Source organism: Sulfuricurvum sp. PD_MW2 (assembly GCF_002633015.1).
GTDB lineage: Bacteria > Campylobacterota > Campylobacteria > Campylobacterales > Sulfurimonadaceae > Sulfuricurvum.
The window spans coordinates 1-22,799 of record NZ_NSIU01000005.1 but is presented as its reverse complement, the minus strand read 5'-3'; the positions used below and the strand labels follow the sequence as shown (position 1 = coordinate 22,799).

The following is a 22,799-nucleotide window of genomic DNA, read 5'->3' as shown; positions in this document are numbered from 1 at the left end:
ACCGATCTCTTTCGGATAAGGAAGAGAGACTTTGTATGATCAGCTATAAAATCACGATCAAAGGGATTGTTCAAGGGGTGGGCTTCCGCCCCTTTGTATACCGAGAAGCTATACGTTACGGTATCTGTGGCTATGTCTGCAATACGCCTGATGGTGTACTGATAGAAGCCCATGGCGAACAATGTGAACCGTTTATAGAAGCTTTGCGTACCGATCTACCTGAACGTTCTCGTATCGATTCTTTAACACTCGAGAGATGTGAATACGTCGATTATAACGATTTTGAAATTCGCCAGAGTGCTTTGGGGCAGAGCAGTGTTGCTATTCCGCTCGATACTGCTCTTTGTCTAACATGCCAGATGGAAATGGATGACCCGACCAATCGCCGTTATCACTATCCTTTTATTAACTGCACGGATTGCGGTCCCCGGTATACAATTATTCAAACGCCCCCTTATGATCGTGTCCGCACGTCGATGAAGCATTTTGCAATGTGTCCTGAATGCAATGCGGAGTATCATGATCCATTGTCCAGACGTTATCATGCCGAGCCTATCAGCTGTCCTGAGTGTGGTCCAAAATTGAGTTTTCTGGATAACCGCGGAGAGGAGATCATCGGTGATCCGATTTCGCTTGCCGTAGATATGCTGAGATCGGGAAAAATCATTGCACTCAAAGGATTAGGTGGATTTCATCTGATGTGTGATGCTACCAGTGATAAAGCAGTAGCCGAGTTACGATTACGAAAACATCGTAAATCTAAGCCGTTAGCCGTGATGTTCAACTCACTTGAGCAACTCGAACGTTATGCAAAAATCTCTGAAGCAGAAAAAAAGCTCATCACCGGGATGATCAAACCGATCGTAATCGTCGATGCCCTGAGGGGTACTAATTTGTCTTCGCTGATTGCTCCATCGATTGGGCGAATCGGCGTATTCTTGCCTTATACTCCACTGCATCGGTTATTGTTTGAGCGAATCGATTTTCCTTTGATCGCGACAAGTGCCAATATCAGTGATGAACCGATTATGGTCCGTTCCTCTGAGATTGTAAGTCGACTATCTCATGTTGTGGATGGAATTTTGGATCACGATCGGGTGATAGTCAATGCACTCGATGATGCAGTGGTCCAAATCGCTGAGGGTCGGGTCGTGATGCTGCGTATGGGAAGAGGGTATGCACCGCATACTTTTTTAAACGATGAGCACGATAGAGCAATTTTGGCACTCGGTGCGCATCAAAAAAGTGCGATAGCATTAGGGGTCAAAGAGAATATGGTGCTTAGCCCTCATATCGGTGATTTGGGAAGTATCGAAGCGGATGGTTATTTTGAAAGAACGCTTCAGACGTTTAAACGCTTTTATGATGCTGAGCCCTCATTGTTGGTACACGACCTCCATCCGCAATATGCCTCTACCCAATATGCTGCGGAACAAAAAAAAGAGCACTACGGTATTCAACACCACTATGCCCATATTCTCGCCTGTATGGCAGAATACGCTTTGGATGAATCCGTTCTTGGGTTTGCGTTTGATGGAACGGGGTATGGGGAGGATGGACAGCTTTGGGGCGGAGAGGTGATGATCGCCGATACTCATGGGTATCAACGGATAGGGCATGTAAGAGCATTTGCTCTTTTGGGTGGAGACAAAGCGATCAAGGAACCGCGAAGAATTGCTCTATCCCTTTTGTTTGAATCATTCAGTCTCGATGAGGTATTGAATCTCAAATCACCGAGCGTTGAAGCTTTTTTACCGCATGAAATACGGACGCTGCATCATATGTGGAGTAAAGGTATCAATGCTCCGCGCAGCAGTTCTATGGGGCGGTTGTTTGATGCGGTCGCTTCATTGGGAGGTTTTATCCACACGCTCGATTACGAGGGGCAGGGGGGAATGATCATGGAGTCGTTTGTGGATGATTCGATCATAGAACCGTTTTCTTTTCATATACATGATTCCCAGATCGATATTTCTCCGATGATTCAACAAATCGTTGCACTGGAATTGGAAAAAAAGGTTATTGCAAGCCGCTTTTTAGCGACCATCGAAGCGATGATTGAGTATTATGCGAACACCTATCCTGAATTGCCGATAGTCCTCGGAGGCGGGGTTTTTCAAAATCGGGCTTTGATGGCACGACTTTATCGTCGTTTTGGAGAAAAACGATTTTATGCCCAGCAGCAAACACCGATCAATGACGGCTCGATTGCACTGGGGCAACTATATTATGCTCAAAACAATACAAAAGGAAAAGAATGAACGCAAAAGTAGCATTGATCGGTTCAGGAAATGCATTTTTTATGGATGAGGGGATCGGATTGTATGCCGGCAAATACTTCAAAGAAAATTTTACGTATGAACCTGCATTGGATATTGTCGATGGGGGAACGCTGGGATTTTTGCTGATGCCGCTCTTGCAAGAGTATGAACACGTTATCATTGTCAATACGAGTTCGGATGATTCATTAGCGATCGGAACCATACAAGTGATGAGCGGAGATGAATTGATAGCAAATCAAGGTATCAAAAAAACAGCGAATGAAGTAGAGATTACCGAGATGCTTCAAATCTGTTCGATGGCATCACATTGCGCGCAAACGACGATGATCAGCATTGTTCCCGAAGATATCATAAGCGTTTGTGTCGACGTGACCCCTGCATTGCGTTCACATTGGGAAAGATACATAGTGATCATTGCAGAAGAGCTTGAAAAATGCGGTGTGGCTGCAAAGCAAAAAGCTGAGATCATGAGTTTGGATGAGATTATCGAACAATTTGCGAATCCAAGTATCGAACACGCTAAAGGGTTTTAATGTCGATTGTTGTTTTGGGCGTAGGAAATGTACTCGAAGAGGATGACGGGATCGGAATTTACGCCTGTGCGTATCTAAATGCCAATTATACGTTTAGTCCTGAAATTCAGATTATCAACGGAGGGGTGGAGGGGATCAACCTTCTCAATCTGTTTTTAGAAAATGATCGGATCGTCATTCTCGATACGATCAATCTCGACGATGATGCGGGGAGCATCTATAACATCCCATCATATGAACTAAGCGGCTATGGATTGAACAGCGGGGGCGCGCATGAGGTTGGGGTGATGCAGTGTTTGGATATGATCGAACTCATGGGACATCCTCTGCCGGAATCCAACGTTATCGGTATAATCCCTAAAAGCATTACATTTCATATGGGGTTGAGTGAAACCCTTCACGACCATTTTAATGCTTATATAAATACAGTTATTAACTACTTAAAAACTATAAATATCAGTTCTAAACAAAACGAATTCCAAAAAAGTTTATATGACATTATTGAAGAGTTTAAATACCCGAGTCGCTAGGACGAAAATAGAGCGTTTCCAAAATCGTTGAGCGCTTCTCAATAGGGGTATTGAATTTGAATTCGGCCTCTTTGAGATAATAGGGGAAATGTTCTGAACTGACACCTTTAAAGGTAGTAATAAACTGTTCAAAATAATGCCAAAACTGTACGATAACGTTGTCGTATTCCGATATCTTGATAATTTTGCTCGTTCGCATAAATTTTGAAAACTCTTTATAATACACCTCTTCGAGATTATCTGCCAAAAACTGCTGTTTGAAAATTCCCAATGAAGGCATGAGCAACGTATAAACTTTATGACCGTAGGCAAACGTGAGAAAATTATGGGAATCGAAGATAGCTGTTTTGTTATGCCGTTTCGATTTTTCGATGTAGAGATACTCTTCATATTGGACGTCTGACGTTCGGTTGAGCTGATACTGTGCTTCACAATACTCTGCACACAGCGCCCGAAGTTTTTGGTAGTAGTTTGCTACCGTAATATAGCTCAGATCAAGCGATTTGGACGCAGAGAGTGCATTTTCATCAGAACAAAACATATGGATGATATTTTTAATCTGATGGATGCGTGAGGGACTGTACTTTTTTTTACAAACAGAGCATTTCACCATCCCATCACTGAGATGATAAAGGGTATGTTGACAGTAGATACAAAGAGCGTCATCATTCATAACGAATATTGTAGCAAAGGAAAAAGGAAAAAATCGGTTAAAATGCCCAAAGCAAGCTAGTTATATAAGAACTATCCGATTTTTTAACATTGATCGGCGGGCAACTGTCATAGCCGTATTTTGCGGTCAATGAGAGATTCAGCTTTCCATATATCGGGACAATCAGCTCTAATGTCTGCAAAGAGACATAATCCGATGAGTCACTAAATTTCGGTTGAAAGTAGCCCAAATAACTGAGTTTCGATACATTGGCAAATGTCTGTGTCCAAGCAAGATAGCTATTAAGCCGGGTGTTGTTTTCATTGGGATTGGTTTGAGGGTGTGTGTAGTCAATTTTTTCAAACAGAGCCCCCGCGCCGATGTAGCCTTTTCCCCAATCGTCCGAATTGAGAAAACGCCAGCGCCCCCCCGCACCTGCTAATGAGCGCTCATTGATCGCTTTAAATTTATCTTGTTCGGTTTGGAGAAAAATTTCGCTTGTCCACTCTTTGCGATCATCGATTGCGTGGATATAGCGTACATGAGCATAGATTTTATCTTCATTTTTCGTCCCTTTTGATTTGCCGTAATCGTAGGTAAACGTTCCCCATGTCAGGTAGTCGCTTCCTTGGTCGTACTGCATGCGCAAGCCTAAAGAATAATCTTCTTTTTCGGTATTGCCGCTTTTGGAGCTCAATGAACCGGAAATATTTCCGCTTAAACCGGGTTTCGATCCAATATCGACGGGGGCTATGGTAACCAGAGCAAATAAGGATGTGGAGAGGATCAGTAAGAGTAGTAAACGCAATCGAGACCTTTATAAATGAAAGTATAGGATTGAAATTATAGCGATTGAGCCTTTTTTGAAGCTCAATGAGGTGTTCATTAACATTGTTATTATTACGTTTAATGATATTCGTGTGTTGAATGCTATACTGTCTCAAAAAGAGTAGGGGGCTATTATGAAATCTAAAATTTTAAGTACGATGTGTATGGGGCTGTTGGCTGTGACTCCGATGGTGTCGGGAATGGAGATGAGCGGAGAAAATCATGTTCATCCTAAAAGCACCGTTGTATCGGAAAATACGGTTCATGCTACGGGGACGATCAAAGCGATAGCAGAGAATCATGAGAGTGTCCGAATCTTCCATAATCCTATTCCTGAATTACGCTGGTCGTCGATGTTGATGCCTTTTGACGTGATGGATCACGAATTGACCCATCCGCTTTCGGTTGGCGATAGAGTCGAGTTTGAATTTATCCAAAAGGATGGTAAAAATATTATCGTTCGGATGAAGAAACAATGAAGCGTATATTTCTTTTTATCGTAGTCGGAGTTGTCGGGTATGCTGCCCAGGCGAGCGTTTCAAGTCCCGCCTCAACGGATGCCTTGAGCGGAAAGAGTGTGTATACCCCTCCTCCAAAGCCGGTAGAAGTTGCTGATGAGGGGTGCGTTCAAAAAGAGGATCAAAACGTAACGGGGCACGGAGCGGCAAAATGGTAATTAAAACGCTCAGTGCATCGTTAGGGGCATTGTTACTTCTCTCAGGATGCGCAACGATTTCGCAAAATGAAGCATTTGATTCTCTCAATCAACTCGCAACGGCTCAGGGCGAAAAAAAGCTTCAATGGATAAAAACACCCCAAGAAGCTGCAAATCTTGATGAAACGGTACGTACGCTTTTGTCAAAACCTTTGACGCAAGAGAATGCGCTTCGGGTTATGCTGATCAATAACCGTGCGTTACAGCAAACGTATGAAAATATCGGTATTGCACAAAGTGAGTTGGTGGAAGCGGGATTGATGCGTAATCCTCTGTTGGGCTACAGTATCGGACACAGTAACGGTGTGACGAAATCGACACTCAGCGTAGAAGTTGCCTTTTTGGATCTTCTTTGGATTCCTCTACGGCGTGAGCTTGGAGGATTGGCACTTGAGGAGAGCATTCTCAGCGTTGGAGATAGTGTTCTCCGCAGTGCGAGAGATACAAAAAAGAGCTATATTGATGCACGTGTAGCCGAAGAAAAAGTACGTCTTTACCGATCGATCCTAAAATCCAATGAGGCCTCTTTCCAATTAGCTATTCGTCAATATACAGCAGGGAATCTCTCCAAACGAAGTATGTTAAAAGTTCAAGACAGTTATGAACGTGCACGTATTGAATCAATCAAACTAGAACGTGAAAATGCTGCCGCACGGGAAGCACTCAATAAACTTCTTGGTGTGTACGGAGCACAAACGTATTACACATTGAGTACAGAACCGTTGAAACGTATGGAACCTACAATGAGCGAATCTGGATTAGAGAAACGTGCGATAGCCGATCGGCTCGATATGCGCAGTGCGATGAAATCGGTCGATTATTCTGCCAAACAGGCAGGGTACACAGAGAATACACGTCTTTTGGATGAAGCGGAACTCTCGCTTGAGAGCGAAAAAGTAACCGGTGAATCGCGTCTGAATAGCTATGGGATAAAACTTCCTGTCCCAATTTTTGATTTTGGGCAAGCTCGGGTCAGTAAATCGCAAGCACTATACAATCAAAGCGTTCATCGTCTCGATGAAACCGCTGTCAATATCCGCTCCGAAGTGCGTGAAGGATATGCGCAGCTACGATACAGTTACGATATAGCCCGTTCTTACGATGAGGTGATCGTAAAAACCAATCAGCAAATTTTAGAAGAGACGCAGCTTTTTTATAATGGTATGTTGGATGGAATTTATGAACTGCTTGAAGATCAACGACGTGCAGGGGAAGCAAAAATGGAAGCACTCGATGCATTGGGTAACTATCAAAAAGCACAAGCTGATTTGGAATATACGATTGGAGGAAAACTGTAATGGGACACGATAGACGTGATTTTTTAGGGTTGGGTGCGGCATTGATAGCATCAGCCGCATTGAGCCCGAATCTCAAAGCCTCCGATCATGAACACGGCGGACATGACAATAACAAACGGCAGCTCACTCTGGTCAAGAATCCAAAAAGGGTATTGTCACCGGCTACGATCATTACCCCAAAAGAGGGGAAAAATTATAATCCGGTTGTTACGCTAAACGGGTGGAGTCTCCCTTATGAGATGAAAGAGGGGGTAAAAGAGTTTCGGATTGTGGCTGAACCGGTAGTGCGCGAATTCGCTCCCGGTATGGTTGTGAACTGCTGGGGATACAACGGCACATCACCTGGCCCTACGATTGAAGCAGTGGAGGGGGATCGGGTACGGCTTATCGTTACCAACAAGCTTCCAGAACACACGACGATCCACTGGCACGGGTTGATCCTTCCTAATGGGATGGATGGGGTAGGCGGTTTGACGCAGAGTGCTATTTCTCCTGGAGAAACCTATGTCTATGAATTTACTCTTCGACAAAGCGGGACATTTATGTATCATCCGCATGCCGATGAGATGGTGCAAATGGCAATGGGGATGATGGGGATGATTATCATTCATCCGAAAAAACCGCAAGAGCATCGTGTCGATCGCGATTTTTGTTTTCTCCTCTCCAGCTACGATGTGGCACCGGGAACCTATACGCCGAATCCATCTACTATGACAGAGTTTAATTTGTGGAGTTTTAACAGTCGTGTTTTCCCTGGGATTGATTCCATGAATGTCCGTGTAGGCGATCGTGTCCGTATCCGTGTCGGGAATCTGACGATGACAAACCATCCTATCCATATGCACGGGCATCCGTTTGAAGTGACGTGTACGGATGGGGGATGGATTCCTAAAAGTGCCCGTTGGCCTGAAGTGACCGCTGATATCCCTGTCGGAGCGGTAAGAGCGATAGAATTTATTGCAACACATGAGGGGGATTGGTCTTTTCATTGCCATAAATCACACCATACGATGGGACCGATGGGGCACAGTGTTCCGAATATGCTCGGAGTCAAACAAGACGATCTCACCGAAAAAATCAGCGATTTGATGCCGAATTACATGTATATGCCGATGGGGAAAAATGGGATGGCAGAGATGCAGGATATGGCGGAGATGGGGATGAAACTTCCGGAAAATACACTGCCAATGATGACAGGAAAAGGGCCTTTCGGCCCTATCGAAATGGGCGGTATGTTTACGTTGGTGAAAGTGCGCAAAGATCAGCCCAAAGATGATTATTCTGATCCGGGATGGTATAAGCACCCTACAGGGAGTGTCGCTCGAAAACTGTAGTGCGAATATTAGTAACTATTATGTCAAAAAAGAAACGCAAGTCCTGAAAATAAATAAGAAACTTTAAAATTTAGGTTCCTTTTACCATAATATCTTATAATCAAACAACTGAATAGGAATTCATTATTAGGCGTTGAAATGCATATACCAGACGGTTTCTTATCTCCTGTAACGTATATTCCGGCAACAATAGCCGTTATACCGTTATTGGTGATTGCTTGGAAAAAAACAAAAGAGGCGATTACTGATGAATCGTTTGCATTTCTCTCTTCGCTTACCGCATTTTCGTTTGTCATTATGATGTTTAATATACCGATTCCGGGCGGTACTAGCGGACACGCCATCGGAGCCGCTATTTTGGCGATTTTGTTTGGTCCTTGGGTTGGTGCATTTTGTATTTCGCTTACTCTTTTTATCCAAGCACTCGTTTTCGGAGACGGGGGACTTAGTGTATTTGCCTTGAATTCTTTGGCCATGGGATTCGTTGCTTCGTTTGTGGCATTTTATCTTCATAAATTACTCGATGGCCGAATCAAAAAAAGTGTTGTTTCGTTTGTTGCGGGATGGAGCGGTATTGTTGCCGCATCGGCTGTCATTGCGGTAGTACTGGGTATGCAACCCCTATTGGGTATCGATGCGGCAGGGCATCCGATCTATTTTCCGTTTGGTCTGAATGTTACGATACCGGCGATTGTAGGGTCTCATATCCTCTTTTTCGGGGTAGCTGAGGGGATAGCGACGATGTTGGTTCTCCGGTTTATTGAAAAAATTAAAAACACGAATAGTACAAAAGAGGTTGCACTATGAGCCGCAATGGAAAATATTTGGTTATTTTTATCCTCTCGGTAGTAGTTTTAACCCCTCTGGGTCTTATGGCGCAAGGGCCGGCATGGGGAGAATGGAGCCCAGAAGAGATCAAAGCAATGCTTGGATATGTTCCCGAGTCGATTGCAACAACCAAACCGTTGATCGCAACCTTGATACCCGATTATGAGATCGGCGGGTTGGGCGCTTTGGCATCAACATGGGTGAGTGCAATCATTGGTGTCGGATTGGTTTTCGTCGTAATGATAGGTATCAAAAAGTCGGTGAAACGTGCAAGCTAAATTCTATTTTCTCTTTTACGTTGTTGCATTGATCGCGGTTTCTTCGCTGAAGAGTTACGAGCCCCTCTTGGTTGTGTTGGCTATTTTGGGGTTGATCTCGGGAAAATCGTTTGTATCGATTTTACGCCGTGCGGTTGTTCTCGTAGCGCTCTTTTCCCTTTTCATTACGTTGAGCTATTCGGTAGTGTTGTATTTTCAGAATCAACCGTTTTGGCACTATTTTTTGACGGTGAATCTGCGTTCGTTGGATATGATCTTTTTGACATTACTGTTTATCACGAGAGTCAATATTTATGAAGCGGTTTCTTTTTCGAAAGATTTGACTTTTTTACTTGTGTTGAGTGTTTCAAAAATTATGATTATGCAAAGAGCGTATCGTGATTATACGGACGCATTAAAATCACGTACACTCAAAAAACCGACACGAAGCGAAATTTATGAATACCTCGGTTCTGCTATCGCCGGATTTTTGGATAAAAATATTCGAGAAAGCAAGGAAAACTTCGAAGCGATGAAGTCGAGAGGTTTCCATGTTTAGTATCCAAAACGTTACGCTTAAGCGAGAGGATCATATCGTATTTGAGAATTTGAATCTCACGATAAAAGCGGGTGAAAAAATTGTGTTGCTCGGCATCAACGGAAGCGGTAAAAGCACACTTTTAAAGCTTATGAATGCTTTGGAATTTCCCGATAGCGGTGAGATGCTGTATGAGGGAAAAGCATTGACAAAAAGTGCTTTGAAACACAAGCAGGTGAATGAAGATTTTCGTCGCAATGTCGGATTGGTGTTTCAAAATATCGATGCGATGCTCTTTAATCCGACAGTGTACGATGAAATCGCATTTGGTGCGAGACAGCTCGAATTTGATGATGTTGATGCAAGGGTGAGAAATTATGCCGAACTCTTTGGCTTGACACCGTATTTGAACCACGTCCCTTTCAAACTCAGCGGCGGACAAAAGCAGAAATTGGCTTTGGCATGTGTTATGTCGTTATCACCAAAAGTCTTATTGATGGACGAACCGACCAGTGCTCTCGATCCTGCAAGTACGGCAAAATTTATGGAGATTATCGCGGCGCAGCCGATAACCACGATTACGGCAACGCATAATTTGGCAATTGCACCGCGTCTTGGTGAGCGGGTGATCATTTTGGGTGAAAAGGGGAAAATTCTATACGACGGAAGCAGTGAAAATGCCTTTGAAATAGAGTTGCTGACAAAAGCCGGATTGATAATTTAAACTAACAAAAGGAATATAGAATGTGTAAAGATTGCGGATGTTCATTTACAGGACACAACCACCAGCACGAGCATACTCATGTCGATGAATTCGGTCGGGAGTATACGCATGTGCACGACCATGAACACGATGCGGGAGAGCACGCACACGATGGAGGACATCATCATCATGATCACGGTGAACATTCTCATGCCCATCAAGCGGCGCATGAGACGTTGCACCACAATCCGCAGCTCAATGACACCAAAACAATTGCGGTGATTAAAAAGATTTTGGATAAAAACGATCAAGAAGCGTATCATAACCGAGAACATTTCAATGAACATGGCGTCTTGGCCATCAATCTCATGAGTTCTCCGGGGAGCGGGAAAACGACGTTGCTCGAGAAGATGGCACCCCTCGCACCGTTCAAATACGGGGTTATCGAAGGGGATTTGGAAACCAGTCGAGATGCCGATCGCCTCATTGCGGTTGGAGTCGAAGCGGTTCAAATTCAGACCGGAAGCGCATGTCATCTGGACGCATTTATGGTCCACAAAGGGCTCCATGATTTGCGGTTGGCTCCTCTCGATGTTTGTTTTATTGAGAATGTCGGAAACTTGGTTTGTCCGGCGAGCTATGATGTCGGATCCCATTTGAACATTGTTCTCGTATCGGTTCCAGAGGGTGAAGATAAGATTGCAAAATATCCGGTGATGTTCCGTTCAGCTGATTTGATTTTGATCACAAAAACGGATCTATTGCCGTATTTTAAATACGATATCGAGCGAGAAAAAGCGGAAGCGCGTAAAATCAAACCGGGTGTCGATATTTTGGAAGTGAATATGAATGATGACGAATCGGTCAAAAAAGTGATCGATTGGATTGAATTTAAACGAAAGATGAGAAGTTAATTATGTGTTTGTCGATTCCCTCAAAAGTAGTTAGTATCGATACGGAAAGCAATATCGCGATGGTCGATACGATGGGCGTACAGCGTACTGCAGGTTTGGATTTGATGGAAGAAGGTTCGGTAAAAGTGGGCGATTACGTCTTGCTTCATATCGGATTTATTATGAATAAAATCGATGAGGAAGACGCGCTTGAATCGCTCAAAGTCTATCAGGAGATTTTGGATAAGCTCGATGAAGAGGACCGGCGTGCTCTTGTCCTCGAAGATGATAATTGTCCGAATAGAGAATTGCCATGAGCTCTCTCGAACTCAAAGATCTCTATGACGGATTTCGCGATCCTGAAGTGATAAAGAGTTTTCAAAAACTCATTGCCAAAGAGGCTGAAAGACTTGATCGTACTGTCAATATCATGGAAGTATGCGGTGGTCATACGCACACCATCATGAAATACGGTTTGACACAGCTTTTACCTCATAACATCAATTTTATTCACGGTCCGGGATGCCCCGTATGTATCATGCCAAAAGAGCGGATTGATCATGCCTATACGCTGGCACAGCAAGAAGATGTGATACTGCTTACTCTAGGAGATATGATCAAAGTTCCCGGGAGTCACGGCTCTTTGCAAGATGCACGTGCCAAAGGCGCGGATGTCCGTTATGTCTACTCTCCGATGGATGCAATCAAAGTAGCTCAAGAGAACCCGGATAAAAAGATCATTTTCTTTGCGATCGGTTTTGAGACGACAACACCTATGACAGCGGCACTCCTTGATGTCGTGATCAAACAAAATATCAAAAATATCTTTTTTCATATTAACCATGTCACGGTGCCTGAAGTGATGAAAGAGCTGATAGATAGCCGAGACGAGCATGTCAACAGTTACGATCATCGAATCGATGCGTTTATTGGACCATCCCATGTGAGTGTTATTAGCGGATCGAAAATTTATGAAGTATTTCCGACCCACTATAAAATCCCTGTCGTGGTTGCCGGATTCGAGCCGGTGGATGTGATGGAAGCGATCTACATGATGGTCAAGCAATTCAATGAAGGGCGCAGTGATCTGGAGATCCAGTATAAACGGCTCGTTACCCATGAGGGTAACCTCAAAGCACAAGCATTGATCGAAAAATATTTTGAAAAAGTGGATCTATTCAAATGGCGGGGGATGGGGAACGTCCCTAACAGCGCATTAAAACTTCGAGATGAGTATGCCGCTTATGATGCGGAAGTACTCTATAAATTGATTTTGCCTTACGATGAAATCGATGATCATAAGCTGTGTATTTGCGGGGATATTTTGCGCGGATTTGCAAAACCGCAAGAGTGCAGTGTTTTTGGAACCGCGTGTAAACCGAGTTCTCCTCTGGGGAGCTGTATGGTAAGCTCCGAGGGGGCATGCGCCGCCTATTATAAATACGGGAATCTATTATGACAAAAAATATTGTACTGGCACAAGGTAACGGCGGAGAAGAAAATGCCGAACTGATCTCAAAAATATTTTATAAACATTTTAAAAATGAGATTTTAGAAAAGAGCGAAGATGCCGCAATCATCGATGGCGGACGGCTCGCATTTACAACCGATAGTTTTACCGTCAGCCCTATCTTTTTTGATGGCGGAGATATCGGAAAACTGAGCATTTGCGGTACGTGTAACGATTTGGCGATGATGGGTGCAAAACCGTCTTATATGACGTGTGCCGTGATTGTCGAAGAGGGGTTTCCAGTTGAAGATTTGGAAAAAATCGTCCGTTCAATGAAAAAAGAGTTGGAAAAAAACGATGCCCTAATCGTGTGTGGTGATACCAAAGTTGTCCCTCGCGGAAGCGTCGATAAAATCTTTATCAATACAACCGGTGTGGGAGTTGTCCAAAAAAGCGGTATCTCTTCAAACAGTGTAAGTGAAGAGGATGTGATCATCGTCTCCAATGAGATCGGCAAGCACGGTGCGACGATTTTTGCCAATCGAGAAGGGATGAACTTTGAGAGCAACCTTCAAAGCGATTGTACATCATTATGGCCGATGGTTGAAAAACTTCTCGCAGAGGGGATTGAGATCACAGCGATGCGTGATGCGACCCGCGGAGGAGTTGCGGCAGTCTTAAATGAATGGGCAAAACAATCCAAAGTATGCATTGAAGTGAATGAAGATGCTTTGCCAATCAGCGATGATGTTCGGGGTATTTGCGAAATCCTCGGATTTGAAGCGTATAATCTTGCAAACGAGGGGACGTTTGTCCTAGCAATCAAACGCTCAGATGCCGAGCGTGCGGTTCAGGTATTGCGGACATTTGAAGAGGGTAGCAAAGCGAATGTAATCGCTTCAGTCACTCATCAGCATGACGGACGTGTTTTGTTGCTCAGCCCGTGGGGATCGCGACGTTTTATGGATTTACCGACCGGTGAATTGTTGCCTCGTATCTGCTAAAAGAGAATCCTTTGCGTATTTTATTGGTGGTCAGTGCGTTTAATTCCCTTTCACAGAGGGTATTTTGTCATCTAAGAGATCGAGGCGAAACGGTAGGTGTGGCGTTTGCGATTACCGATGATCAGCTGCAAGAAGAGACAAACAACTTTGTTCCTGATATTATTATTGCACCATTCTTGAAAAAAAAGATTCCCGAATCGATTTGGAGTACGGTTCCGACATTTATCGTCCATCCAGGGATTGCGGGAGACCGCGGTGCTCATGCGCTTGATTGGGCGGTGTTAAACGGATCTTCTGAATGGGGAGTGACACTGTTGCGTGCAGATGGCGAATACGATGCTGGAGATATTTATGCCCACGGGACATTTTCAATGCCCCGCAGAAGCAAAGCTTCGATCTATCGTCAGGAAACCACAACGTTAGCGGTAGAGCTGATTGATGCGTTGTTGGAAGCAGTAAATAATCCCGCATTTGAACCGATGTCTCAACAGCAGCATACACTCAAAGGTTCAGCGCATAGGGCAATGACGCAGAGTGATCGTCGGATTGATTGGGAGAATGACACTACAGGAGAGATCCTCGTCAAAATACGATCCGCCGATAGCCATCCAGGTGTTTTGGATTCACTTTTAGGGGTGGAATGTACACTTTACGGTGCACATCCCGAAGGGAGATTGCGCGGAGGGATAAAAGAGATTTTAGCCAAACGTGAGGGTGCAATTTGTCTGGGAACCAAAGACGGTGCGATATGGATTTCTCATCTCAAAGAACGGCATCAGCCCAGTATCAAACTCCCGGCTACTTATGTCCTCAAAGATCGGCTTAAAGGGGTTCGTGAAGATCGGTTGCCACTCTTTGTCGATCCGTTGATGGAGACGTTTAAAGAGATTACTTACGTTCAGCGTGATGAGGTGGGGTATCTCGGATTTGATTTTCACAATGGAGCTATGGCGTCGCATCAGTGCATTCGTCTGAAATATGCGTTTGATCATCTCAAACAAAACGACATCAAAGTGCTGGTTTTGATGGGGGGAGAGGAGTTTTTCTCCAACGGAATCCATCTGAACATCATGGAAGATTCGAAAAAAGCAGACGAAGACGGCTGGTCGAATATCCATTCGATGAATGAGGTGGTCAAATCAATATTGTTATGTGAAGAGATTCTTACGGTAAGTGCGTTGAAGTGCAATGCGGGTGCCGGCGGAGTCTTTTTGGCGTTGGCATCAGATCGTGTTGTTGCACATGAGGGAGTGGTATTAAATCCTCATTATCAAACGTTAGGATTACACGGAAGTGAATATTGGACCTATACGTTACCGCCCCGTGTGGGCGAAGAAACGGCACAAGCATTGGTCAGTGAATGTTTGCCTATCAGTGCCGTACATGCAAAACAGATCGGTTTGATTGATGCTGTTTTGTCCGAAGAGAGAAGTAAATATACCGATGAACTGCATGAGTATTGTACGTCATTGTATCAAGATGAAGAGCTCTATTATGAACTTTTGGACGCTAAACGGCACAAAATCAACCGTACATCGTATCCAGAAGATTTACAGCATCATCGTGAAGCCGAATTGGAAGCAATGTATCCGAGTTTTTATGATCCGCAGAGTGAGTTTAACCGTTTACGAAAGAGTTTCGTTTATAAATTGTGTCCCATTCAAACCCCTAGTTATTTAAAAGGAGATAGTTATGCATGAGTATTCAATTGTTCAAGCGTTATTAACGCAATGCGAAGATATCGCAGTGCAAAATGAAGCCGAATCGGTGAAAAAAATAGTGGTTAAAATCGGAAAAATGTCCGGTGTTGAGCCCCATTTGCTTGAAATTGCATTTAATACGTTCAAAGAAAAAACGGTGTGTGACGGAGCAGATTTTGTGATGAATGTCCAGCCGCTGGTGATCGAGTGTAAAGAGTGTGGGGTGCAAACTACTTTGGAGGAGATCTATTACAAATGCCCTGCATGTGAGAGTTTGGATGTCAAAGTAATCGATGGTGAAGAGATGTATTTAATGACCTTGGAAATGGAGTAAAAGATGCAAGAATATTGGGAATTGTATATGAAACAAATTGATGGCAATATCGCCTCAGTTTTGGTTAATGTGGGAATTTCGGTAGAGTTACCGAGTGAAGATAAGTTTACTGTCGGATTTATTAAACTAAAAATGAAAGCACCGAATGAGCGGGGTTTGATTTCAGAGGAAGAGGAAACACAGCTTTCATTTATCGAAGACAAAATAGAAATGGAATCTTTGCGTTACCGTGTCGGAAATTATGTCGGAAAAATCGTATCCAATAACGAGATAACGTTTATTTATTACCTCAAACTTGATTTTGAGTGGCCGAGTGCCGTCAATTCAGCGATGAGTGCATTCCCTGATTATGAATATACGTTTGGTTCCAAAATGGATAGTGAGTGGGAAATTTATCATAAACTTCTCTTTCCTACACCGGTAGAGTGGCAAATTATTCAAAATCACAAAGTATGCGATCATTTGAAAGAGCAGGGAGATTCACTCCATATCGCACGAGCGATTGAACATAAATCTTATTTCGAAACCGATGAACAGCGAAATACGTTTATTGCAGAGATAGAGTCCGAAGGGTTTAAGGTCAAAAATTTGATTGAGCCTAATGAAAATACGACAATGGTGGGTGTCAGCTTTTATCGACAGGATAAACCGTTCTATTATGATATCGATACATTGACATTGCATTTGATCGATTTGAGTGTACAGCACAGTGGTGCATATGATGGTTGGGAAACCAGTGTAGTCAAAAATTAATCAAAAAAATACTGAAAACTAATTCACTTTTAAGAAAGTTTAATCTATTCACGGCGATAATGAGATAATAATGTCTCACATTAATATCAAAAGGAGTAGATAAATGAATCTCGAAGAACTCAAAACCAGAGTCAATACCCATGAAGGATTATCCCGTCGTGATGCCTTGAAATTGATGGCTCTTTCTCCGGTAGCCGCATCAGTCTTGGCAGGTACGGCTGCTCCCACTCCATTAGAAGCGGCCGCTTCAAACGCAACAGGTAAAATTGTCATTGTAGGAGGGGGTTCTGGTGCATTGATGGTTCTTGCACGTCTTCGTCGCGCTCTTGCTAATCCTGATATTACGATTATTGCTCCCAATGAGAAACATGTTTACCAGCCGGGTCAGATCTTTGTTGCAGCGGGAGAGTATGAACCTGAAGATATTATTTTCGACAACACCGGGTATATCGGTGAAGATGTTACCTGGATCAAAGATGAAGTTGAGACATTTGATCCTGATAATAATAAGTTGACGACAAAAAACGGGACAGCTGTATCGTATGACTATCTTGTTGTAGCAACGGGTGTCCAATACCATTATGAACAAATTGAGGGATTGAGCGCTGATATGCTCGGCAAAAACGGAATCGCGAGTGTCTATCAAAGCGATCTTGCCGCCGGTACGGCTGAGGGGGCAACGATTACCCGAGATTGGTTCAAAGCAGTGCATGAAGCGGCAAAAACATCCAAGCCTCGTGTTATCATCACACAACCTTCCACTCCACTCAAATGCGGCGGTGGACCTCAAAAAATTCTTTATTTGAGTGATGATTTCCTCAAACGTGATAAATTGAGTGCCGATTTCATCTTTGCAACGGCCAGTGAAAAACTTTTTAGCATTCCGGAGATCGAAGCATCCATTCAAAAAGTGCAAAAAGGGTACGGAAACATTACCAATAAATTTGGGCATGAGCTGATTCGTATCGACGCAGAGAAAAAAATTGCGACGTTTCATCATACATATCAAGTCCAAGGGGAATTTGATAAAGATCTAAACGAATACGATATGATCGATAAAGAAGAGGAAGTGGAGATGGCGTATGACTTTATCCATGTCACTCCTCCGACCGCAGCGGTAGATGCCGTTGCCAACTCGATGCTCGGATGGCAAAAAGGGACAGCCAAAGGGTGGTTGGAAGTTGATCGTGAGACGTTACAGCACCGTCGTTATAAAAACGTCTTTGGAATCGGGGATGTGTGCGGTATTCCGATTGGAAAAACAGGGGGAAGTGCACGGCATCAAGGTCCAATTGTTGTTGGAAATCTGATTGCCCTGATGGAGAAAAAAGAGGAACTTCCGCTCAAATTTGACGGTTATACTGTGTGTCCGCTCAAAGTTTCTTATGGAAAAATCATTATGGCGGAGTTCAACTATGATGGTTTGGCTCCGTCGTTCCCGCTGGACCCCGCTCAACCGAGATGGGCATGGTGGATGTTTGACCTATATATGCTTCAACCGATGTATCGCTATTTGATGCTAAACGGGCTTATGTAACAATCATCTAACTAAACTACTGCCACTTCAAAGTTTTGAAATGGCAGTAGTTTTTCATGGAGAGGTGAGGGGAAATGTTTAAATTATTGTTCTTTTCTTTTTTGCCGTTCTTCATTTAGCATAGCATCTAAAGTATTTATAACTTCACGGCTCGCATTCTCGGCATTGCTAAAATAGGTCATGACATTTTTAGATTCTTGCCCACATGTTCCAGATGTAACACACTGAACGGCTGAGAGTATATTGTCATGAACCATTTTATGAGGAGCTTCCAATTTATTAAAGCTTGGAGTGTGGCCAAAAATTTGTGCACCTTTACCATCCTTTGCCCATTTGCCTAAACGACAATGGTGATGGTCAACAAACTCTTCTTCTACTTTTAAAGTAAAGACGCTTTTATACCCTTTTGCTTTAAAAAGTAAATGATCCAGTTTTACCAATACCATAAAAACAGAGTATAGGACATTAGTAGAGTCATTTTCAATTTCTTTTGTGCGCTCTCCAAGCTTTCGCAAAGTTGAACGGAATTCTTCGAGTTTATGACTCGAAATCGATGAGATAGACTCCATTGTACTGGATCGTTCATAGATTTCAGTAGCATTTTGTTTTAAGCTTTGAACACTCATAGCGACTTCAGCTGTCGCTTTTTGGGTACGTTCGGCAAGTTTGCGTACTTCATCCGCGACAACTGCGAAACCTCTACCATGTTCGCCTGCACGTGCAGCTTCAATAGCTGCGTTAAGAGCGAGAAGATTAGTTTGATCAGAAATATCTTTGATGAGATCAATCACTTGTCCGATTGCACCTACCCCGTCATTGAGTTGTCCGACAGAGCCATAATTGTCAGTGATATTATTGACTAATTTCTGTTGGATATCTAGGATTTCGCTGATTTCTTCGTTAATTTCCATTGCATTTTTGCGATTGTTTTTGTTGAGCGTTTCAATTTCCTCTAAATGGCTAACATTGTTAGAAAGATCTTTTTGTAAAAGTGATAAATCGATTTGGCATGCATTGGTCAAATTGGCAGTTAAATGATGTATGAGATCAAACATCAACGCATTCTTTTTATATTGACTATTCTCTTGATGAAGGTGCTTATTTTCAGATTGTAGAGTAGTGAGTTCTTGTTCTAAACTTGCTATTTTCGAATATAGCGGTTCAAGATTTTCGTTTGTTTTATTAGCTCTAAAAAACATTTTTAATCCCTTTCTTTTATTAATCTAAATATTGAAAATAAATAAAATTTAAGGGTCATGTTGATTACCGCTTTCCCATATATACCCTTCTTGCCGATAGGTTTGAATAAAGTCTTCTTTGAGTTTTTTGCGTAAACGGTAAATGTTGGAGCGAACGGTTGTCGAATCTCCATATGGAGTGTTCCATAATGCTAACGAGATTTGTTCTTCAGTTATGAATTTATCCCGATTGAGCATAAATAAGGCGAGAAGAGCCTTTTCTTTTTTTGTAAAAGATTGTTTTTCGCCTTTGTAATATAATAAAGACGAGTCGGTGTCATAAGTGTAATGCTGACTTAAGTGAATTAATGAGCTTTTGATAGGAAAAATGTTTGTGTTGAATTGCCTGATTTTTAATTCAAGTTCCTTAAATTCAAAGGGTCTGCGTATATAGTCACTGCACCCTAATTCCAATGCTTTTTCAATAACGGTTAAATCATGGTTTCCGCTCAAAAGGATGATGGGAGATTGAGGGAAAATTTTTACAATACCTTTAATGCAATCAACAGATATTTCATGCGATGCATTTAAATCAAGCAAAAATAAATCATAGGGACCTGAACGAACCATATCTAAAAAATCAACCTTACCGTCAAAGTGATTGACATCGTGCCCGAGTGTTGTCAGAAAGTTACTAATGGAGAGGGCAAGACTGTAGGTATTTTCCAAAAGCAGTATTCGCATAGGTATCCCTTTTTAAGAATAGGTATGAGCACTAATTTATACTTAAATCTACCACTATAGATTTGAGTATGAATTCGTTTTTGCTGCTCAAACTGGTTGAGCAGCAAAATAAGTTTTTGGGAAGTGAAAAATCTTTAGAAGCTTTCCCAAACGTTATCATCGTGTTTTGAAGTTGAAGTCGGAACGGTCGGTTTTTTTGCCGCTGATGCAATACTATTGGTATGTTGGGATTGCATAGGGACTTTTTTGGGCTTCTTTGCCACCTCTTTTACCGGTTCATGTCGACAAGCCTCAGCTCTAACCTTATTCAAGGCATCAAAAACTTTGGCAGTATCTTGTTCGATTTCCAAGGACAAGCGCTTTCTAACATCATTACTCATTTTTCCTGATGCTTTTATCGTTACAAACTCTTGTACTTTTTGATGAACGTGTGCATGATGGGAAAGAAGCTCATTCCATGCACTGCCTTGAGCATAGTTCTCATGGCTATGTACTTGTATCCATTTTCCTAAGTCGCATTGCGTTTCATTGGTCACTGTCCACGCGGTGACTCGCTGCTCTTTGAGTTTGGCAAAATTGTTATTTTTGAATAGAACATGGTCGAGTTTGAGTTTGGTTGTATCGAACATCATATCAACTCTGCAAATTCTATTTTCACTTTCGGGATAATAGGTGGTTTTGGATGCAGTGTCTTGAAGCGATTTTGCCATGTGCAGAATATTGCTTGACAAGGAGTTGACTTCATTTGCACTTTGGGCATTTTGTTGAGTCATTTGATCAAGTTGTGTCACAGCCGTATTGATTTGATTGATCCCTGCCATTTGCTCACGGCTTCCATTGGCAACATCTTGGACTAATTGGGTAGTCTGTGTGATCTTTTGGTTAATGACATCAAACCCTTTCATCATCTCTTCGCTAACACGTAACCCGTCTTGAGATTTAGAATTTGCAAGTTCTGCAAGTTCTTTGATTTGTGACGCGGCATCAGCTGAACGGTTGGCTAGGTTACGTACCTCTTGGGCAACAACGGCGAACCCTTTTCCTGCTTCTCCGGCAGTTGCCGCTTCAACGGCTGCATTGAGTGAGAGGATATTGGTTTGGAATGCAATATTCTCGATAATGTTGACCGCTTCGTTGATCGCTTGGGTTGCTTTACTAATCTCGTTCATTGAAACTACCGTACTATCGGCGAGAGTTTTGCCGCTATTGGCTGCATTTTCGGTTTCGCGGGCGAGAGTAGCCATTTCAGAGGCTTTTTGACTGTTCGCTGAGATATTACTGGTCAACTCTTCGATTGCAGCAGCCGTTTCTTCGAGGCTGGATGCTTGTTGATTCGCTGCTGTAGAGAGATTTTCGCTGGCCATCGAGAGCGTTTCTGCACCGCCGTTCAGAGCATTTCCATTTCTGCCTACTAAAGCCATAAAATCTCCACTGCTTTCCCCTAACGCTTTAAGCGCCATTAGCATACCGCCGATTTCACCGCTGTAACGTCCGATCTCGACATTCGCAGTATAGTTTGCACGTGCATAGGATGCCAAAATAGCGGATGAAGTATTTAAAGCCTCTTCAAGGGATTCAAGCATTCTATTAATCGCATCCACTGCCTTTTTTACCTCGGAACTTCCAGTTTCGGTATGAAGTCGAACGGATACAAAACCTAGTGCTGTTTGTTCCGTTACCTCTTCAATCATTTTGATAGCTTGTTGATCATTCGTAAAGGTTCGAGATAATGCAAGCATATTTTTATTCATAAGGGCTATCATTTGTCCAAATTCATCTTTAGATTTAAAGTCAATTATTTCTATTTGTGTAGTTTCATGATTTAGAAATCGGAAAAATGAAAGAAGAGAAGTCTGTGTTTTAGTAAGGGCATTTTTTATCTGTGCAGCAATCAATGATGTTATAATCCACATACCCATCAATGCCAATATACTGCCGATTACAGCGATGATTTTAAAGGTAAAAATTTCTTCTTTGAAATTCTTTTTCATTTCCTCCGATTCATCCATTTTAACTCCTACCAGTTTTTGCATCGAGTCGCGAGATGCTTTGGCTAAAGGAGAAAAGTTTTGATGATAATAAAGATACATGTCATGTAAATTTGTTTGATTTGGTTTAATTGATTTCATTAAGCTTCGGGATGAATTTAAAAACGATATTGCATCATGTTTAGCTTGTTTTAATAAATTTCGTTGATGTTGATCATTTGAATTTTTTTCAAGTGTATTGAGTAGTTTTTCAATCTTGCTATAAGATTGATCTAGTTTTGCAAGATTTTCATTTAAATCTCCCCCCAGCATAATCTCTCGAGTGACGCGTGAGAAATAATTGAGTTCTTTTTCTGTTTCTAATACCGTTTTTACACCTTCAAAACTTTTTTCTTCGAATGCAATAAACTCATTATTTGCTGTAGATGCCGCTACCATAAAAAATACAGTACCAAAACTCAGAATAATTGAAGCAATTAAAATAATAAAGTTCAATTTTTTTGAGACCGACATTTGTTGAAGCCATTTATCCATTTAGGTTCCTTTTGCTGTATTCCATCCAGCACTTTATTTCGTACTGATAGCTGTTATGTATAAAGCGGTTATGATTGACTTTCATAACTTTTTATAATTATGTTATATAAAAGTCGTATATAAGTCGCATTTAATTTTTATCACAATGTTTGAGTTTCTATGCGACTTCTATGCGACCTGTATGAA

24 protein-coding genes are annotated in these 22,799 nt (G+C 42.4%); 19 read left to right on the top strand and 5 right to left on the bottom strand.

Annotated features, from left to right (window positions below; translation table 11 throughout):
* The first annotated feature begins 35 nt into the window (after positions 1-35).
* From hypF to CJD30_RS03850, 3 genes are read left to right on the top strand one after another with little or no spacing between them, the layout of a single operon-like run.
* Positions 36-2,261, top strand: coding sequence for a carbamoyltransferase HypF (gene hypF, locus CJD30_RS03860; RefSeq protein ID WP_294916485.1), 2,226 nt, complete (start codon positions 36-38; stop codon positions 2,259-2,261).
* The gene (locus tag CJD30_RS03855) at positions 2,258-2,815 is read left to right on the top strand and encodes a hydrogenase maturation protease (RefSeq protein ID WP_294916483.1); all 558 of its coding nucleotides are present in this window, start codon (positions 2,258-2,260) and stop codon (positions 2,813-2,815) included. The genes hypF and CJD30_RS03855 overlap by 4 nt, the downstream gene beginning before the upstream one ends.
* Entirely contained in the window at positions 2,815-3,345 is a 531-nt protein-coding gene (locus tag CJD30_RS03850; RefSeq protein ID WP_294916481.1) for a HyaD/HybD family hydrogenase maturation endopeptidase, read from the top strand. The genes CJD30_RS03855 and CJD30_RS03850 overlap by 1 nt, the downstream gene beginning before the upstream one ends.
* On the opposite strand, the gene CJD30_RS03845 is transcribed toward CJD30_RS03850, so the two are convergent.
* Both CJD30_RS03845 and CJD30_RS03840 read right to left on the bottom strand, forming a co-directional pair.
* Entirely contained in the window at positions 3,326-4,018 is a 693-nt protein-coding gene (locus tag CJD30_RS03845) for a transposase (RefSeq protein WP_294916479.1), read from the bottom strand. The genes CJD30_RS03850 and CJD30_RS03845 overlap by 20 nt on opposite strands.
* A gap of 37 nt (positions 4,019-4,055) precedes the next feature.
* Positions 4,056-4,805: a DUF481 domain-containing protein gene (locus CJD30_RS03840; protein WP_294916477.1), complete on the bottom strand. Its 750-nt coding sequence runs from the start codon at positions 4,803-4,805 to the stop codon at positions 4,056-4,058.
* A 154-nt stretch (positions 4,806-4,959) separates the two neighbouring features.
* Between CJD30_RS03840 and CJD30_RS03835 the strand changes: the two genes are divergently transcribed.
* From CJD30_RS03835 to CJD30_RS03760, 16 genes are all read left to right on the top strand, one after another.
* Positions 4,960-5,304: a copper-binding protein gene (locus tag CJD30_RS03835; protein ID WP_294916475.1), complete on the top strand. Its 345-nt coding sequence runs from the start codon at positions 4,960-4,962 to the stop codon at positions 5,302-5,304.
* Complete coding sequence (locus CJD30_RS03830; RefSeq protein WP_294916473.1) at positions 5,301-5,501, top strand: hypothetical protein; 201 nt, start codon at positions 5,301-5,303, stop codon at positions 5,499-5,501. Before CJD30_RS03835 ends, CJD30_RS03830 begins: the two co-directional genes overlap by 4 nt.
* Positions 5,495-6,838: a TolC family protein gene (locus tag CJD30_RS03825; protein ID WP_294916471.1), complete on the top strand. Its 1,344-nt coding sequence runs from the start codon at positions 5,495-5,497 to the stop codon at positions 6,836-6,838. Before CJD30_RS03830 ends, CJD30_RS03825 begins: the two co-directional genes overlap by 7 nt.
* On the top strand, positions 6,838-8,172 hold the full coding sequence (locus tag CJD30_RS03820) for a copper oxidase (protein ID WP_294916469.1): 1,335 nt from the start codon (positions 6,838-6,840) through the stop codon (positions 8,170-8,172). Before CJD30_RS03825 ends, CJD30_RS03820 begins: the two co-directional genes overlap by 1 nt.
* Before the next feature lie 138 nt (positions 8,173-8,310).
* Positions 8,311-8,979 (top strand): cobalt transporter CbiM, encoded by a 669-nt coding sequence (gene cbiM / locus CJD30_RS03815; RefSeq protein WP_294916468.1) that lies wholly within the window; start codon positions 8,311-8,313, stop codon positions 8,977-8,979.
* A complete protein-coding gene (locus tag CJD30_RS03810) occupies positions 8,976-9,278 on the top strand; it encodes a PDGLE domain-containing protein (RefSeq protein ID WP_294916466.1) in 303 nt (100 codons plus the stop codon). Before cbiM ends, CJD30_RS03810 begins: the two co-directional genes overlap by 4 nt.
* A complete protein-coding gene (locus CJD30_RS03805) occupies positions 9,268-9,816 on the top strand; it encodes a hypothetical protein (protein WP_294916464.1) in 549 nt (182 codons plus the stop codon). The genes CJD30_RS03810 and CJD30_RS03805 overlap by 11 nt, the downstream gene beginning before the upstream one ends.
* On the top strand, positions 9,809-10,519 hold the full coding sequence (locus CJD30_RS03800; RefSeq protein ID WP_294916462.1) for an ABC transporter ATP-binding protein: 711 nt from the start codon (positions 9,809-9,811) through the stop codon (positions 10,517-10,519). The genes CJD30_RS03805 and CJD30_RS03800 overlap by 8 nt, the downstream gene beginning before the upstream one ends.
* Before the next feature lie 20 nt (positions 10,520-10,539).
* The gene (gene hypB / locus CJD30_RS03795; protein WP_294916461.1) at positions 10,540-11,412 is read left to right on the top strand and encodes a hydrogenase nickel incorporation protein HypB; all 873 of its coding nucleotides are present in this window, start codon (positions 10,540-10,542) and stop codon (positions 11,410-11,412) included.
* Positions 11,413-11,414: 2 nt separating this feature from the next.
* Positions 11,415-11,708 carry a HypC/HybG/HupF family hydrogenase formation chaperone gene (locus CJD30_RS03790; RefSeq protein WP_294916459.1) on the top strand — a complete coding sequence of 98 codons (294 nt, stop codon included), beginning with the start codon at positions 11,415-11,417 and terminating at the stop codon, positions 11,706-11,708.
* The gene (hypD, locus tag CJD30_RS03785; RefSeq protein WP_294916457.1) at positions 11,705-12,850 is read left to right on the top strand and encodes a hydrogenase formation protein HypD; all 1,146 of its coding nucleotides are present in this window, start codon (positions 11,705-11,707) and stop codon (positions 12,848-12,850) included. Before CJD30_RS03790 ends, hypD begins: the two co-directional genes overlap by 4 nt.
* Positions 12,847-13,845 carry a hydrogenase expression/formation protein HypE gene (gene hypE, locus CJD30_RS03780; protein ID WP_294916455.1) on the top strand — a complete coding sequence of 333 codons (999 nt, stop codon included), beginning with the start codon at positions 12,847-12,849 and terminating at the stop codon, positions 13,843-13,845. Before hypD ends, hypE begins: the two co-directional genes overlap by 4 nt.
* Before the next feature lie 11 nt (positions 13,846-13,856).
* On the top strand, positions 13,857-15,545 hold the full coding sequence (locus CJD30_RS03775; RefSeq protein WP_294916453.1) for a hydrogenase maturation protein: 1,689 nt from the start codon (positions 13,857-13,859) through the stop codon (positions 15,543-15,545).
* On the top strand, positions 15,538-15,879 hold the full coding sequence (gene hypA, locus CJD30_RS03770; protein WP_294916452.1) for a hydrogenase maturation nickel metallochaperone HypA: 342 nt from the start codon (positions 15,538-15,540) through the stop codon (positions 15,877-15,879). The genes CJD30_RS03775 and hypA overlap by 8 nt, the downstream gene beginning before the upstream one ends.
* 3 nt (positions 15,880-15,882) lie before the next feature.
* The gene (locus CJD30_RS03765) at positions 15,883-16,632 is read left to right on the top strand and encodes a DUF695 domain-containing protein (protein ID WP_294916450.1); all 750 of its coding nucleotides are present in this window, start codon (positions 15,883-15,885) and stop codon (positions 16,630-16,632) included.
* A 103-nt stretch (positions 16,633-16,735) separates the two neighbouring features.
* Complete coding sequence (locus CJD30_RS03760; protein ID WP_294916448.1) at positions 16,736-18,169, top strand: FAD/NAD(P)-binding oxidoreductase; 1,434 nt, start codon at positions 16,736-16,738, stop codon at positions 18,167-18,169.
* An 83-nt stretch (positions 18,170-18,252) separates the two neighbouring features.
* On the opposite strand, the gene CJD30_RS03755 is transcribed toward CJD30_RS03760, so the two are convergent.
* The 3 genes from CJD30_RS03755 to CJD30_RS03745 all read right to left on the bottom strand — a co-directional run bounded on the left by CJD30_RS03755 (position 18,253) and on the right by CJD30_RS03745 (position 22,613).
* Positions 18,253-19,368: a methyl-accepting chemotaxis protein gene (locus CJD30_RS03755; RefSeq protein WP_294916446.1), complete on the bottom strand. Its 1,116-nt coding sequence runs from the start codon at positions 19,366-19,368 to the stop codon at positions 18,253-18,255.
* A gap of 48 nt (positions 19,369-19,416) precedes the next feature.
* Positions 19,417-20,091 carry a response regulator transcription factor gene (locus CJD30_RS03750; RefSeq protein ID WP_294916445.1) on the bottom strand — a complete coding sequence of 225 codons (675 nt, stop codon included), beginning with the start codon at positions 20,089-20,091 and terminating at the stop codon, positions 19,417-19,419.
* A gap of 134 nt (positions 20,092-20,225) precedes the next feature.
* Positions 20,226-22,613, bottom strand: coding sequence for a methyl-accepting chemotaxis protein (locus CJD30_RS03745; protein ID WP_294916444.1), 2,388 nt, complete (start codon positions 22,611-22,613; stop codon positions 20,226-20,228).
* Positions 22,614-22,799: the final 186 nt, after the last annotated feature.